At 51.2% G+C, this 15,602-nt stretch carries 15 protein-coding genes; 1 reads left to right on the forward strand and 14 read right to left on the reverse strand.

Annotation, left to right across the window (positions count from 1 at the left end):
• Positions 1–261: 261 nt before the first annotated feature.
• The 6 genes from POTG_RS20310 to ilvB all read right to left on the reverse strand — a co-directional run bounded on the left by POTG_RS20310 (position 262) and on the right by ilvB (position 7,309).
• On the reverse strand, positions 262–672 hold the full coding sequence (locus POTG_RS20310; RefSeq protein ID WP_009226715.1) for a hypothetical protein: 411 nt from the start codon (positions 670–672) through the stop codon (positions 262–264).
• 275 nt (positions 673–947) lie between these two features.
• Entirely contained in the window at positions 948–2,027 is a 1,080-nt protein-coding gene (gene leuB, locus POTG_RS20315) for a 3-isopropylmalate dehydrogenase (RefSeq protein ID WP_009226716.1), read from the reverse strand.
• 169 nt (positions 2,028–2,196) lie between these two features.
• A complete protein-coding gene (locus tag POTG_RS20320; RefSeq protein WP_036646439.1) occupies positions 2,197–3,729 on the reverse strand; it encodes a 2-isopropylmalate synthase in 1,533 nt (510 codons plus the stop codon).
• A 111-nt stretch (positions 3,730–3,840) separates the two neighbouring features.
• Positions 3,841–4,833, reverse strand: a complete 993-nt coding sequence (gene ilvC / locus POTG_RS20325; protein ID WP_009226718.1) for a ketol-acid reductoisomerase — start codon at positions 4,831–4,833, stop codon at positions 3,841–3,843.
• Between the two features lie 245 nt (positions 4,834–5,078).
• Positions 5,079–5,567, reverse strand: a complete 489-nt coding sequence (gene ilvN, locus POTG_RS20330; protein ID WP_009226719.1) for an acetolactate synthase small subunit — start codon at positions 5,565–5,567, stop codon at positions 5,079–5,081.
• Complete coding sequence (gene ilvB, locus POTG_RS20335) at positions 5,564–7,309, reverse strand: biosynthetic-type acetolactate synthase large subunit (RefSeq protein ID WP_009226720.1); 1,746 nt, start codon at positions 7,307–7,309, stop codon at positions 5,564–5,566. Before ilvB ends, ilvN begins: the two co-directional genes overlap by 4 nt.
• A 555-nt stretch (positions 7,310–7,864) precedes the next feature.
• On the opposite strand from ilvB, the gene POTG_RS20340 reads away from it, so the two are divergent.
• Positions 7,865–8,320, forward strand: coding sequence for a GNAT family N-acetyltransferase (locus tag POTG_RS20340; RefSeq protein ID WP_009226721.1), 456 nt, complete (start codon positions 7,865–7,867; stop codon positions 8,318–8,320).
• Positions 8,321–8,326: 6 nt separating this feature from the next.
• Here the strand turns inward: POTG_RS20340 and POTG_RS20345 are convergent, their stop codons facing one another.
• The 8 genes from POTG_RS20345 to infC all read right to left on the reverse strand — a co-directional run bounded on the left by POTG_RS20345 (position 8,327) and on the right by infC (position 15,332).
• The gene (locus POTG_RS20345) at positions 8,327–8,623 is read right to left on the reverse strand and encodes a hypothetical protein (RefSeq protein ID WP_009226722.1); all 297 of its coding nucleotides are present in this window, start codon (positions 8,621–8,623) and stop codon (positions 8,327–8,329) included.
• Positions 8,624–8,833: 210 nt separating this feature from the next.
• Complete coding sequence (locus tag POTG_RS20350) at positions 8,834–9,793, reverse strand: ABC transporter permease (RefSeq protein ID WP_009226723.1); 960 nt, start codon at positions 9,791–9,793, stop codon at positions 8,834–8,836.
• 1 nt (position 9,794) lies between these two features.
• The gene (locus POTG_RS20355; protein WP_009226724.1) at positions 9,795–10,868 is read right to left on the reverse strand and encodes an ABC transporter permease; all 1,074 of its coding nucleotides are present in this window, start codon (positions 10,866–10,868) and stop codon (positions 9,795–9,797) included.
• Positions 10,861–12,399: an ABC transporter ATP-binding protein gene (locus tag POTG_RS20360; protein ID WP_009226725.1), complete on the reverse strand. Its 1,539-nt coding sequence runs from the start codon at positions 12,397–12,399 to the stop codon at positions 10,861–10,863. The genes POTG_RS20355 and POTG_RS20360 overlap by 8 nt, the downstream gene beginning before the upstream one ends.
• Before the next feature lie 127 nt (positions 12,400–12,526).
• A complete protein-coding gene (locus POTG_RS20365) occupies positions 12,527–13,612 on the reverse strand; it encodes a BMP family lipoprotein (protein WP_009226726.1) in 1,086 nt (361 codons plus the stop codon).
• A 533-nt stretch (positions 13,613–14,145) separates the two neighbouring features.
• Positions 14,146–14,505 carry a 50S ribosomal protein L20 gene (gene rplT / locus POTG_RS20370; RefSeq protein WP_009226727.1) on the reverse strand — a complete coding sequence of 120 codons (360 nt, stop codon included), beginning with the start codon at positions 14,503–14,505 and terminating at the stop codon, positions 14,146–14,148.
• A 44-nt stretch (positions 14,506–14,549) separates the two neighbouring features.
• Positions 14,550–14,750: a 50S ribosomal protein L35 gene (gene rpmI / locus POTG_RS20375; protein ID WP_009226728.1), complete on the reverse strand. Its 201-nt coding sequence runs from the start codon at positions 14,748–14,750 to the stop codon at positions 14,550–14,552.
• Positions 14,751–14,837: 87 nt separating this feature from the next.
• On the reverse strand, positions 14,838–15,332 hold the full coding sequence (infC, locus tag POTG_RS20380; RefSeq protein WP_009226729.1) for a translation initiation factor IF-3: 495 nt from the start codon (positions 15,330–15,332) through the stop codon (positions 14,838–14,840).
• Positions 15,333–15,602: the final 270 nt, after the last annotated feature.

Here is a 15,602-nt window from a genome sequence, read left to right on the forward strand (position 1 = left end):
CCTAGATGACCTTTACCCTAACGCGGTGCACTCACCTCAACCTTGTTATGCGATCTATGTCATATTTCGCACCAGGCGATGCCATACTTGTCCATGGTTCAATTCCCGATAAGTCAAAAGCCACCTGTTTCAATCATAATCAAGTTTTCCAAATACCGTCAATCAGAGAAACTGTCGAAAAAAGTGGGATCAACGCAAAACGACTACCATAGTCCTAAAAAAATGCAAATAGTCTCCCTTCCGGAAGACTATTTCTAGGATTTAACGATTGTTGTGTAGCAGCCGGGCCCGGCGACGGCTCATGACCGCCAGCCTTTTCTTTAGCTCCTCCGTCCATTTCTCGTCGCCGATTTGTTTGGCAACAGACATGAGGTCCAGCGAAATATCGATTTGGCTCTGCACAATGGCCAAGGGATCTTCATCTTCCCGATTTACGCAATTTCCGAAAATGGAGTCATCGTCCTCCATCACAAAATCCTGAAAATCAATCTCCGCCACTCCGTCACCATGCGCGTATTCGGCCAGAATTTCGTATTCGTTCTCCACTTTATAATGAACCTCAACCCGGTGGCACACCGGGCAAAATAACAGGGGCACATTATGTACCTGCGTGCGATAATGCTTTAAGGTGCCCTTTGTCCCCAGCATGCTGGCTCCGCAGCAAAAGCTCATTCCCCTTCACCCCTTCCCGCGTTTGGTTCATTTCCTCTTCCTGGCTCTCCCTGAAGCCGGGATTTTCATATAATTTATTCGTGAAGCTTGCTTCAAATTCCTGCGTATGAATTGTAAATCCTGGGAGTTTGGCCAATCCTTCGCCAGAGAAAGCTTCTGGGCAAAAAACCCCCGATTTGAGCCAGGCTCAAACAGGGGGTCCTTCTTCTTATTTCTTCCCACATGGTAACATCGGCCATTTCCAAAGTCAATCAAACGGCCCCATGCAGATTGATTTATTTCTTCATCGCAGCTACGATCAGATCGCCCATTTCCTTTGTACCAATCGCTTTGCTCTTGTCAACGGCAATGTCGCCGGTACGATGTCCGGCATTCAGCACGTCGGTTACAGCGGCTTCGATCGCGTCGGCTGCATCAGCATAGCCAAAGGTTAAGCGGAACATCAGCGCAACGGACAAGATCGTCGCAATCGGGTTGGCCAGGTTTTGGCCTGCGATGTCCGGTGCCGAACCGTGTACAGGCTCATACAGCCCAAAGCTGCCTTCGCCCAAGGAAGCGGAGGACAACATGCCAATCGAGCCGGTCAACATGGCCGCTTCATCGCTCAAAATGTCGCCGAACATATTTTCCGTTACGATTACGTCGAAGCTGGCAGGACGGCGCAGCAGCTGCATCGCGCAGTTATCCACCAGAACATGCTCCAGCTCAACGTCCGGATATTCCGGTGCGATCCGGTTCACGACTTCACGCCACAACCGCGACGTTTCCAGCACGTTGGCCTTATCTACCGAAGCCAGCTTCTTCCGGCGCTTCTGGGCAATCTCAAACGCTTGGCGAACGATCCGCTCAACTTCTTTTACGTTATATGCACAGGTATCCACGGCTTCTTGACCTTGCTCTGTATCGCGGCGGTATTTCTCACCGAAGTAGATGCCGCCGGTCAACTCACGCACAACGATAAGGTCCGTCCCTTCAAGCACTTCCGGTTTCAGCGTCGAAGCGTCCTTCAGGCAATCGAATACCACCGCCGGACGCAGGTTCGAGAACAAGCCGAGCGCTTTACGAATACCGAGCAGGCCGGTTTCTGGGCGCAGCTCCTTCGGATTGTTGTCCCATTTTGGACCGCCTACAGCCCCGAGCAGAACAGCATCAGCCTTTTGACAAATCTCCAGCGTCTCTTGCGGCAGCGGCGTTCCTTTCTCATCGATGGCGATCCCGCCGAACAACGCATGCTCCGTTTCAAACTGGTATCCGAACAGTTCCTCTGTCCGTTTCAACACTTTCTCCGCTTCAGCCACCACTTCCGGCCCGATGCCGTCACCCGCGATGACTGCGATTTTCTTGACTTCTGCCATTGCTTCCAGCTCCCTTTCGTGAACATCCTCTTCTTCAGTTGTAACACACCGGGTAAGGATAGACAAAGATATAGAATCTATTAAGGTCATAGGTTTTAACTATAAGTCATCAAAAAAACAGCGAAGCTGCATGAATCAACTCCGCTGTATCCGCACATCCGCGTATTAGTTAAGCCCGAATCGTAGAGTGGCTTTTTCGCTTCTCAATCAACCGATTAATGGCATCGACATAGGCGCGAGCGCTCGCTTCCAAAATGTCGGTGCTAATGCCGCGGCCCTGTACGGAAATGCCGTTTTGCGTCAGCACGACATGCACTTCGCCTTGGGCATCCTTGCCTTGGCTAACGGACTTGATTGAATAGTCCGCCAGTTTGACTTCCTCGCCGGAAGCCAGGTCGATGGCGTTATAAATCGCATCAACCGAACCGTTGCCTTCGGCTTCCTTCTCGATGATGTCGCCGCCAAGGGTGACCAGCCGCACCTTCGCTGCAGGCGTTGCCTCGTTGCCGTAAGAAACAAAGATCGTCTCGAGACGGAATTCCTCCGGCGTATCGACCAGCTTCTCCTCAACGATCGCCAGCAGGTCTTCGTCGGTGATTTCCTTCTTCTTATCGGCGAGCGCCTTGAATTTGGCGAAGGCTTCATTTAACCGCTCGTCGTCCAAGGTATACCCCATATCGACCAGCTTCTCGCGGAAAGCGTGGCGGCCGGAATGCTTGCCCAGCACTAACTTGCTCTCCTTGAGCCCAATCGTCTCCGGCGACATGATTTCGTAAGTCGTTTTCTCCTTCAGCATGCCGTCCTGGTGGATGCCGGATTCATGGGCAAACGCATTTGCGCCCACAATCGCCTTGTTGCCCGGCACAACCATCCCGGTCAAGCGGCTGACGAGCCGGCTCGTACGGGCGATTTCCGACAGTTCAAGCGTGGTCTTGGCTCCGAAGAAATCAAACCGGGTTTCCAGCGCCATCGCCACTTCCTCCAGCGCGGTGTTGCCGGCCCGCTCCCCGATCCCGTTGATCGTTCCTTCGATTTGGTCTGCGCCGCCCAAAATGGCCGCCAGCGAGTTCGCCGTCGCCAGGCCCAAATCGTCATGGCAATGGGCGCTCAGCTGGATTTTCTCGATCCCAGGCACCTTCTCCTTCAGCGTACGGAAGATGTTGCCGTATTCTTCCGGATACAAATACCCTACCGTATCTGGGATATTCACCACCGATGCGCCTTCGCGGATAGCCATCGCCGTCATCTCGCAGAGGAAATCCAATTCAGTCCGGCCGGCATCCTCGCAGGAGAATTCGATCTTGGAAAAGTACTTGCTCGCATAACGAAGTGCCGCCTGCGCGGTTTCCAGTACTTGTTCTTTGCTCATCTTCAGCTTATATTGCCGGTGGATCGGACTGGTGGCCAGGAACAAGTGAATGCAAGGGTCTTCCGCTCCTTGCAGCGCTTCGCGGACCGCATCGATATCCTGGGTGCGCGAACGCGACAAGCCGATCACCGTCGACTTCTTAACCGCACGCGCCACAGCGTTCACGGCGGCCAAATCCCCGGGCGAAGCTGCAGGGAAGCCCGCTTCAATCCGGTCGACTCCCAGCTTCTCCAGCTGATAGGCGATCTCCAGCTTTTCGCGAGTATTCAGGTTGACTCCGGGAGACTGCTCCCCATCCCGAAGCGTCGTATCAAAAATGTAGATTTTGCGCATGCCATGCACCTCCTCCGAAAAGCTCCAATGCGGCTCACGCATTAGGCACGGCCGCATTGGATATTCAGGTTAATACTTATCTTACGTTTTACAATAGGAGCGGTATACCGCTTATTTCTTGATCCAGTGCATCAAACCGCGCAGCTCTTTGCCGACCACTTCGATCGGATGGTTCGCTTCGTTGCGGCGAGTTGCCGTAAGAAACGCACGGTTGGATTGGTTTTCCAGGATAAAGTCACGGGCGAATTTCCCTTGTTGGATATCGGAAAGCACTTCTTTCATCGCTTTCTTCGTTTCTTCCGTTACGATGCGCGGGCCAGTAACATAGTCGCCGTATTCCGCCGTGTTGGAGATGGAATCGCGCATGGTCGCCAAGCCGCCTTCATAAATCAGGTCGACGATCAGCTTCATTTCGTGCAAGCACTCGAAGTATGCCATTTCTGGAGCATAACCTGCTTCAACCAGCGTCTCGAAGCCGGCTTTGATCAAGGCAGATACACCGCCGCACAATACAGCTTGTTCACCGAACAGGTCGGTTTCGGTTTCTTCACGGAACGAAGTTTCGATAACCCCTGCACGCGTACAGCCGATCCCTTTCGCATAAGCGAGTCCGATTTCTTTCGCTTTGCCGGTAGCGTCTTGGTGGATCGCGATCAGACCGGGAACGCCAAAGCCTTCAACATAAGTACGGCGAACCATATGACCTGGGGATTTTGGCGCAACGAGCAACACGTCATTGTCCGGGGAAGGTACGATTTGACCGAAATGTACGTTAAAGCCGTGAGCGAACAATAATGCGGCGCCTTTTTTCAGGTTAGGAGCGATTTCGCTGTTATACACCGCAGCTTGCGTTTCATCCGGCATCAGGATTTGCACAACGTCTGCACGTTTGGTTGCTTCCGCAACGGACAATACCTCAAAACCGTCTTCCTTCGCTTTGGTGAAGGATTTACCTTCGCGCAGGCCAACGATGACATTCAGTCCGCTTTCGCGCAGGTTTTGCGCATGGGCATGTCCTTGGCTGCCGTAACCGATAATAGCAATGGTTTTTCCTTTCAATACGCTGAGATCTGCATCTTGTTCATAGTACAAAGTAACTGCCATTTCTTATGCCCTCCTAAGATTTGCGGGACAGTCAAGCTGTGCCCTTGATAATTAGTATAATATGGTTTCCTCCGCCTGTAACGAGCGGGTATTTCAACGGACCGACGCCTTGAAGCGGTAAAGTGAACTCTTGGCTTGATCGATCCCCTCAAACACCCGCTCGGCAGCGAGCGGAGAGGTGAAGCCGCGCGCGGCGGCAATTCTACTGTAGTGTCAATGAGCTTTGGTGAAGCCTTGTTTACGTTTTACGCGTTCCCCCGGATCATGGCGGTCACGCCGGTGCGCGACAGCTCCCGGATCCCGTATGGACGGAGCAATTCAATCATTGCATCGATTTTCTCGGTATCGCCCACTACTTGGACGATCATGCTGTGCGTCCCGATATCGACGACGGCGGCGCGGAACGTTTCGACAACGCCCATAATTTCCGGGCGCTCCGCCGGCTCCGCTTTAACCTTGATCAAAGCGAGCTCGCGCGCCACCATCGGTCTGGAGCTGAGATTCACAACTTTGATCACGTCGATCAGTTTGTAGAGCTGCTTCTCAATTTGCTCCAGCGTTTTGTCGTCCCCTTGCGTGACGATGATCATCCGGGACAAGCCTGCTTCCTCGGATTGCCCTACGGTAATGCTCTCGATATTAAAACCGCGCCGTCCGAAAAGGCCGGCAACACGCTGCAGAACACCTGGCTGGTCGTTCACTAAAACAGAGATCGCATGGCTTTTCATCATCATTCACTGTCCCCCATCAACATTTGATCAATGGTGGAGCCTTGGGTAACCATCGGATATACATTTTCCTCTTTGCTGACCACGAATTCCACCAGTACCGGTCCCGGCGTGTCGAGCGCTTCCTGCCATACGCGTCTGGCTTCTTCTTTGTTGGTTGCCCGCAGGCCCTTGACGCCGTAAGCTTCCGCCAGTTTGACGAAATCCGGACTTCCCTCGAGATTGATATGGCTGTAGCGGTTGTTATAAATTAATTCCTGCCATTGGCGAACCATGCCGAGTACCTGGTTATTGATAACCACGACTTTGACCGGAATGTTGTTGATCGCGCAGATCGCCAGCTCCTGAGCACACATCTGCATGCCGCCGTCACCGTTGATCGAGATCACCAGCCGATCGGGATGTCCCATTTGTGCACCAATAGCGGCAGGGAAGCCAAATCCCATAGTTCCGAGGCCGCCCGAAGTGATCCAGGAGCGAGGCTGATTAAATTTGTAGTACTGGGCCGTCCACATTTGATGCTGACCTACGTCGGTCGTGATGATCGCATCGCCGCCTGTCGTTTCGTTCAGCATCTCGATGACCCACTGCGGCTTCAGCACCGTATCCGAGTCCTTATACTTCAGCGGCTTCTCGATTTTCATGCGTTGGATTTGTGCTCTCCAAGCATCCGCTTTGTCCGCCCGGGATACGAGTGGATTCAGCATTTCCAGCACCGTTTTGACGTCTCCCACGATCGGAATGTCCGCATAAACGTTCTTGCCGATTTCCGCTGGGTCGATGTCGATATGCACCACTTTGGCATGCGGGGCAAATCCGTCCAGCTTACCGGTCACCCGATCGTCAAACCGCGCCCCGATGTTGATCAGCAAATCGGATTGTTGAATCGACTGGTTGGCCGTATACGTGCCGTGCATTCCCGGCATTCCCATCCACAGCTCGTGGCCGCTCGGGAAAGCACCCAAGCCAAGTAAAGTCGTTGTAATCGGAATTTGCGTCTTATTAACGAATTCGAACAGCTGTTCATGTCCGCCGGAGTAAACAACGCCGCCCCCGGCAATAATCACCGGACGTTCAGCCTCCTGGATCGCCGCAGCCAATTTATCCAGCTGCAAGCGGTTTGGCACCACCGTCGGGTTGTAACCGCGCAGGTTGATGGTTTGGACGGGCTCGAACAACGTTTTGTTTGCGGATACGTCCTTCGGAATGTCGATCAGAACCGGTCCTTTGCGTCCCGTGTTCGCGATATGGAATGCTTCGTGAATAATTCGCGGCAAATCCTCTACGCGCCGAACCAGATAGCTGTGTTTCGTAATCGGCATCGTAATGCCGGTAATATCTGCTTCTTGGAACGCATCCGTACCGATCAGGCTGGAAACGACGTTCCCCGTAATCACAACCAGCGGAACTGAATCCATAAACGCAGTGGCGATCCCCGTCACCGTGTTGGTTGCTCCCGGACCGGAGGTGGCGATACATACGCCGACTTTGCCGGTAGCCCGAGCGTACCCGTCTGCCGCATGGATGGCGCCCTGCTCATGTCGCGTTAGCAGGTGATGGAAGTCTTTAAATCCGTACAGCGCATCGTAAATATACAACACCGCTCCGCCCGGATAACCAAAGACGCATTCGACACCTTCCAAAAGCAAGCTGCGAAGCAGGATTTCGGAACCCGAAATGACTTCCGGTTTCATCCATTTCTCTCGTAATTGTTCTGTAGACCGCACTTCTGGAATTTGCGCGCTCATCAGTCATCCTCCTTTTCATAGGTTGTTTTTTAAAAGTCAATTTTTGAAACTCTTATTAAGCTAAAAAAACCTTCCGTCCGCCGGAACAGTTTCCTGCTCCGAGGGACGAAAGGTTTAATCCTCCGTGGTACCACCCATTTTTACCCAGCACCTCGCAGTGCCAAGCCTTGACGAGTAAAAGCCTAAGCTGCCTTACTCGTGGTCCATAACGCGGACCAGACGATTCCCCCTACTAAGCCTTTGTCGCAAGCGCCACCGCGGATGGCTTGCAGCTTTTCAGGGAAACAGCTCCGAGGTGAGCTCGCAGTTAAGGGATTTTGGTGGTGGTCTCAGCAAATCCATCCACTCTCTGAGCAAAGAGCCCTTAAAGCTTCGTCCTCATCATTGCCGTTTGCAAGATATGCTTCAAATGTTTAGGAACATTATATGATTAGATGACACCGCACGTCAATACCCTAAACAATTAAAGTTTCCAACAGGAACCCTTTCCCTCCTCTCCCTCATATGATAAAAGATAGCGCCCAATCTTATGCACGGTTAGGAGGAGATTCGTGTATGATTCGTTACAGAAGGCCGAAACAGGACGATCCCGTCATCTACGATCTCATCCGCAGGGAGCTTGTCCCCTTCACCCATATGCCTCCTCAGGATATTGAAGCGGTCTTTAAGGATCTCCCAGTGCGGCTGTCACGCGGCGTATCGCTGATTGCGTCACCAACCTACGAAGCGGATCCCGTCGCTTTCATCCATTTTCTGATTTACGGCGACCTGTTATATATCGATATGATGGCGGTGGCAACGGAACACCAACGGCAGCGTCATGGCAAAACGTTAATGGCCCATGCGGAAAACTTAGCGGTCTCCCGGGGATGTCAACGGGCAAAAGTAATGGTGGACCGGGATAACACCCGAGCCCACCTCTTTTACCGCAAATTGGGATATCGGACTCAGCGTTACATCCCGTTGTCCCAATGTTATGAGCTGGAAAAAAGACTGCCCAGCCGCAATTAAGCCAGCTTACCAGAAATACGGGGAAGGATAACCGCCGTACGGTACGCCTCCGCCATACGGATACCCCCCGTACGAATAACCGCCAAAGGCGTATGGAGCGGTGCCAATCGCTAAGAGATCAAACAATACAAGCGGGATTAACGCTTTGGTTTTGACTTTTTTGCCGGGAGCTTGGCGGAGGATCAAGCGATTGCCGCTAATTTTCACCAGCTTCCCTGTAACCACCGTGCCGTCTTTTTTATAAGCCGCGATCTGCTTGCCCAGCCATTTCTCGGCTTCTTTTCTCGTAACCGTTCTGCCCATCCGAATTCCTCCTGTCAGGTTAGATCCTATAGCCGTGAAAACCGCTCTGGCCGAACCGTTTGACTCGGCTATTTTGTGTACACCCTTAGCATATGCGCCTGTCTCCACCCTGGCATACACCATCGCCTTGACCGCTGACAAACGGGCTTCTAACTCCAGAAGGGCAAAAAAAGGATGCTGACCAAGGGCAGCATCCTTTCAACTTGAAGCTTAACGTTTCCCCGGATCGTATGGCGTACCAAGCGCCGCCGGCGCCGAGGATCGACCCACCGCACCAACGAGGACGATAATCGTCAGCACGTAAGGGATCATAAAGATAAATTCCTGCGGAATACTTCTCGACCAATCGAACAACTGCACGTAGTTGCGGATCGCCTGCGAGAAGCCAAAGAACATCGCCGCACCAAAGGCGCCCAGCGGGTTCCATTTACCGAAGATCATGGCCGCAATCGCAATAAAGCCTTGGCCGGAAATCGTGTTATGGGCAAACGTACTGGTGGTCGTCAGCGTAATCGTAGCGCCGCCAATCCCACCTAGTACACCGCTGAGCAGTACCCCGATATAACGCATTTTGGTCACGTTCACGCCCAACGTGTCCGCGGCACTTGGATGTTCGCCGACCGAACGCAGGCGTAGCCCAAACGGCGTTTTAAACAACACGAAGTAAATGACCGCAACGAGGATTAACGCCAGATACGTCGTTGGGTACGAGTTAAAGAAGCCTTCCCCGATGATCGGGATATCACGCAGCACCGGGATCGGGAACTTATGGAATACGGTAACCAGCGGAGTTTCAGCAGCTCCGTCGAAAATCAATTTGACGATGTACACCGTCAAACCGGCTGCCAGGAAGTTAATGACGATCCCGCTGATCGTCTGATCCGCCTTAAACGTAATGGTCGCAACGGCATGAATCAGCGCACCAAGCGCACCCGCTACCATCGCCGCAATGACGCCAACCCAAGGCGAGAAGCTGCCCATCCCTGCTTCTTGGGCATAGTAAGTCCCTACGCCAGCCGCAAACGCCCCGAATATCATCAACCCCTCCAAGCCGATGTTAACGACGCCGGAACGCTCGGAGAAGATCCCGCCAAGCGCTGTAAATATCAACGCCGTGGAAAAGACAAGGGTGGAGTTCAGCAATTGACCAAGCAGTGTAAGTACGTCCATCTTACGACACCTTCTCTTTCTTGCGCTTCAGGTAAAACGGCTTCAGCACGATTCTTACAATGCCTTGAGCGGCAATAAAGAATATGATCGAACCGATTACGATCTTAATCAGTTCCGGCGGTACACCGGCGCTAAAGCTCATCCCGGCCGAACCATACGTCAATACGCCGTACAGGATCGAACCGAGCACTACACCAAACGGATGGTTCATGCCCAACAGCGCCACGGCGATGCCGTCAAACCCGTATCCCGGAGAAGCGGCGAATACCGATTGATAATGAAACACGCCCAGTACTTCAAACGTACCAGCCAGACCTGCGAACACACCGCTGATAAACATCGCTTTCACGATGTTGCGACCAACGTTCATGCCGGCGTATTCTGCCGCATTCGGGTTCAGACCTACAGAGCGCATTTCATAGCCTTGCTTCGTTTTCCAGAGGTACACAAAGAAGAATACGGCGGTCAGCAAAGCTATCACCGTTCCCCAATGGACCCGTGCGTTATTAAACACATCGTTTAAGAACGTCATCGAAGCGGACGCATCGATGTTCTCCGAACGGTTTTGGCCCTTAAGCAGATAAAAATTGCGAATGATGTAGTTGGAAAAATACAGCGCCGTCCAGTTCAACATAATCGTGGTAATAACCTCATTGATGCCTCGTTTGGCTTTCAGGTAACCTGCAATGGCTGCCCACAGTCCGCCGCCGATCCCCCCGCCAATCACTGCTAAGGGAACGAGGACAGCCGATGGCAATCCCTTGAAAGACAACGATATCGCAGTTGCCACCGTCATCCCGATCAAGACTTGTCCATCCGCACCGATGTTAAACATCCCGGAGCGGAAGGCGAAAGCAACCGCTAACCCCGTAAACATCAAAGGGGTAATTTGACGGATCGTTTCCCCGAAATCGTACGGATTGCCTATAACCCTTTGCACTAAGGCACCATAGGCCACTAACGGATTGTATCCCCCGATCAACATAACCACCGCGCCGACTAATAAGCCAAGTACAATGGCTACAAGCGGCAAAATAATGCTATCTAGCGTAAATATTTTTCGCAACTTATCCAACGCTTTGACCTCCCCGTTCCAGGCTTCCCGCCATCATGAGACCCAGTTCCTGATCATTGGTTTCGTGCGGAAGCACTTCCCCGACAATCCGGCCTTCATAGATGACGGCAATCCGATCGGACACGTTCATGATTTCATCCAGCTCGAAGGAGATCAGCAACACCGCTTTGCCTTGATCCCGCTGCTCAATCAGCTGTTTGTGTACAAATTCGATCGCCCCGACATCCAGTCCCCGTGTCGGTTGAGCAGCGATCAGCAAATCCGGATTCTTATCTATTTCCCGCGCAATAATCGCCTTCTGCTGGTTCCCCCCGGACAGGGAGCGCGCCTTCGTCTCAATGCTTGGCGTACGCACGTCAAACGCTTCAACCAATTGCTTGGCATGCTCGTCGATCGCCCGCCGATTTAGGATACCTCCCTTGCTGTAAGGCGCTTTGTAATAGGTCTCCAGGATCATATTCTCGCTGATGGAGAAGTCCAGCACCAGTCCGTGCTTATGACGATCCTCAGGAATATGGGACAACCCGCTTTCAATAATCTTGCGTGCGGGAAGGTTGGCAATTTCCTTGCCGGACAGCTTGATGGAGCCCGAATCGATTTTCCGCAAGCCCGTAATCGCCTCAATCAATTCACTTTGTCCGTTGCCGTCTACCCCGGCAATGCCGACGATTTCCCCGGCACGCACATCCAGGTTCAGTCCGTTAAGGATCTGAATACCCTGCTTGTCCTTCGCCTTCAAATCTCTCAACTGCAGGACGGGCTCGCCAATTTGCGGTTCTTTCTTATCTACCTTGAAGCTTACGCCCCGGCCCACCATCTTCTCGGCCAGTTCTTGCGGATTCGTCTTTGCCGTTTCAACGGTATCAATGACTTTACCCCGACGAATAATGGTCACTCGGTCGGAAATCTCCATAATTTCCTTCAATTTGTGCGTGATCAAGATGATGGACTTGCCCTCTGCCACCAGCCGTCTCATAATCGCCATCAATTCTTCGATTTCCTGAGGCGTCAGCACAGCAGTAGGCTCGTCAAATATAAGGATATCTGCGCCGCGGAACAGAATTTTCAAGATCTCGACCCGCTGCTGCATCCCGACGGAAATATCATGAATTTTCGCGTTGGGATCAACTTGCAGGGCGTACTGCTCCGACAGTTTCGCCACTTGGGCGGTCGCCGATTTATAGTCGATATTAAGTCCTTTTTTGGGTTCCATGCCAAGAATGATATTCTCGGTCACCGTAAAAGGATGTACTAGCTTAAAATGCTGGTGCACCATCCCAATGCCTAGTTTGATTGCCTTGTTGGGATTGTCAATCGTCACCGGCTGGCCATTCATTTCGATAGTGCCTTCATCCGGTTGATACAGTCCAAATAAAATGTTCATCAACGTTGATTTACCCGCGCCGTTCTCGCCTAGCAAGGCGTGAATCTCACCTTTGCGTAAGGTCAGGCTGATGGAATCGTTCGCGACGATACCGGGAAAACGTTTTGTGATTTGCTTCAACTCGACTACGGGAGCTTCAGCGCTCATGAAACCACCCTCACCATTATGGGATTAACGCAAGCAACAAGGCCAGTAGATCCACTGGCCTTGCTCGCTTGAATAATTTTATTATATTCCACTGTCCATACGGACGTAAACTTCTGGCAATTTCTGATTACTCCGCAGGAACCGTAATTTCGCCATTGATGATTTTTTGTTTGAATTCTTCGACTTTGTCCAAGATTTCTTGGCTCAGGTTCGGATTCTCTTCCGGCAAACCTACGCCGTCTTCTTTCAGCGTCAGGTTCGTTACTTGACCACCTTTGAACGTACCGTCGATCACTTGTTGCGTTACGTTCTTAACGGCAACGTCAACGCGTTTCATCATGGAAGTCAGCGTTACTTCATCACCGAATTCCAGCGATTGGTCTTTGTCTACGCCGATAACCCACAGTTTGTTAGCACCGCCGGCTTGGTTACGAGCAGCTGCTTCGTTGAATACGCCGTTCCCCGTTTGACCTGCAGCCGGGAAGATAATGTCGGCGCCATCGTTAAACAATTGAGTTGCCAAGGATTTACCGATATCCGGCTTGTCATAAGCACCTGCATAAGTCACGGTTACTTTGGCATCTGGGTTAACCGCAGCTACACCCGCTTGGAAACCAACTTCAAAGCGTTTGATAACCGGGCTTTCCGCACCGCCGATAAAACCGATTTTGTTCGTTTTTGTCGTCAGACCTGCAACAACGCCAACCAAGAAGGAACCTTCGTTTTCGGCAAATGTTACGGACTCTACGTTAGGAGCATCAACCACGTTGTCGATGATTGCCATTTTTGCGTTTGGATTCGCTTGAGCAACTTGTAATGTCGCATCGCCAAGGTCAAAGCCGATCGACCAAGTCAAGTCATAGCCGCCTTGTACGAATTGGTTCAAGTTTGGAACATAGTCAGAGCTTTGGTTACTTTGCAGATATTTGGTTTGGAGACCAGTCTCTTTATTCAGCTCAGTCAAAGCTTCCCATGCCGATTGGTTAAAGGATTTGTCGTTTACGCCGCCCACGTCAGTAACGAGACCGACTTTAATCTTCGATGCATCGGTTGCCGTTTCGCCGTTGCCTGCTTGCGTGTTGTCTGCTGTATTTCCGGCATTTCCTGCATTAGTTGTACCGCCGTTGTTTGCTGCATTGTTGTTGCCGCATCCCGCCAAAACCAGAGTAAATGCGAGCACCAAGAGTAAAGAAAGTTTGAAGGCTTTGTTCATTGCGGTTAATCCCCCTTAAAATTTTGTGAGTCTAATCTAAGTTGACCACACAGACAGATTATACCTGTAAAATATACTAAAATCCATACTTTTAATAACCTTGGGTTAAATAATTTTCGCCTTTACCTTTGATAAAACGCTTACTTTCGACAAATTTATCATCCAATGTTCGCATCATGTGAGATTATGCAGTGAACCGCGGGATTTCCGAACATTCACACCTGATTCACGAGCAAACATTAGTGATTACCCAGGTTTGTAAGATTGACAATCGTGTCGTGCGGTTCTTCTATAGCATTCCATATTTCCGACAATTCCATGCCCTAAACTCAAGGCTTTCTGGCGAAGGCAAAATCTCCTACCCCGGGAACATTCCATGGATTTCCAGGAAATAGCGCACCGAAAACACCAACACAATCCTGCCGCGTGTGCATCGTTTCGGCTCCAGTCTATGTAATTCCCCTCAAACGGCTCGATCCCCAAAAAAAGCGCCGTCCCGGAAGTTCCGGAAACAGCGCCTTATCGTTTGAGTTTTACGCGTTGATTTTCTCTTTAGCAACAGCTGCCAAAGAATTGAAGGCATTCAAGTCGTTCACTGCGAGATCAGCCAGCATTTTGCGGTTGATGTTCACGTCAGCGAGCTTCAAGCCATGCATCAATTTGCTGTAGGACAAACCGTTCATGCGAGCTGCCGCATTAATACGAACGATCCACAGTTTGCGGAAGTCGCGTTTTTTCGCGCGGCGGTCACGGTAAGCGTACAGCAAGGATTTCATCACTTGCTCGTTCGCAGTTTTGAAAATGCGGTGTTTAGAACCAAAATAACCTTTAGCCAGCTTCAGTACTTTTTTATGACGACGACGAACGACGAATCCGCCTTTTACTCTTGCCATTTAAAAAACCTCCCAATAAGTTGTGTAAATTGTTCCTTCGAATACTACTTCAGGTTCGCCAGTTGCTGCTTCATACGGCGAACGTCACCTGCGTATGCAACAGGGCTGTTAGCCAAAACACGTTTTGCACGTTTGGACTTATGGGACAGCAAGTGATTGCGGTTCGCTTTGTAACGTCTAACTTTACCGGATCCGGTAATTTTGAAGCGGCCTTTCAGGCTGCTGTGGGTTTTCATTTTAGGCATTGTACTTCCCCCTCAAAGTTTGTGAACGCCCGTTTTCTCTTTCAGGTCATTCCGCATTCGGAACGATCATATATAGAAAACAAACGATTAGTTTTTCGGTGCCAGGATCATGATCATACTGCGTCCTTCCAGCTTCGGAACTCGTTCAACATTCGAGATTTCCGCAACCTCATCTTTGACGCGGTCGAGAATTTTCTTCCCGATGTCGGCATGGGTAATTTCCCGTCCGCGGAAGCGAACCGAGCACTTAACCTTGTCGCCATCTTTCAAAAATTTGATCACATTGCGAAGTTTCGTTTGGAAGTCGTGTTCCTCGATATTCGCGCGGAACCACACTTCCTTGATGTCCACAATTTTCTGATTCTTGCGGGCTTCCTTCTCTTTCTTCTGCTGCTCGTAACGGAACTTGCCATAGTCCATAATCCGGCATACCGGCGGCTTGGCAGTCGGCGCAACGTTCACCAGATCCAGATTCAGGTCCATCGCCATCTGCAACGCTTCGCGCAGCGGCTTGATGCCGATTTGTTCGCCTTCAGCACCTACCAGACGGACCTCTTTCGCACGAATCTCTTCATTGATCAAATGTTCCTTACTGATAATCCTCCACCTCCAAATGGTCTTAAGTAATGACTCGGACCCTGTACTCACACACATAAAAAGGATGCAGGCCCAATACCCGCATCCCTCATTGATCGTCAATTCTTCATGAACATAAGCATTCATAAATGAACGGATCAAAACCAGCCAACACGTGCGTCGGTCAGGTGAGAAGCCGGGGCCTCTGCTTGCAATCCAAAAATATCTTGCAACCTCAAATACTATATCATGTGTATTTTACCAAGTCAAGGGGAC

The organism is Paenibacillus sp. oral taxon 786 str. D14 (genome assembly GCF_000159955.1).
Classification (GTDB): domain Bacteria; phylum Bacillota; class Bacilli; order Paenibacillales; family Paenibacillaceae; genus Fontibacillus; species Fontibacillus phoenicis.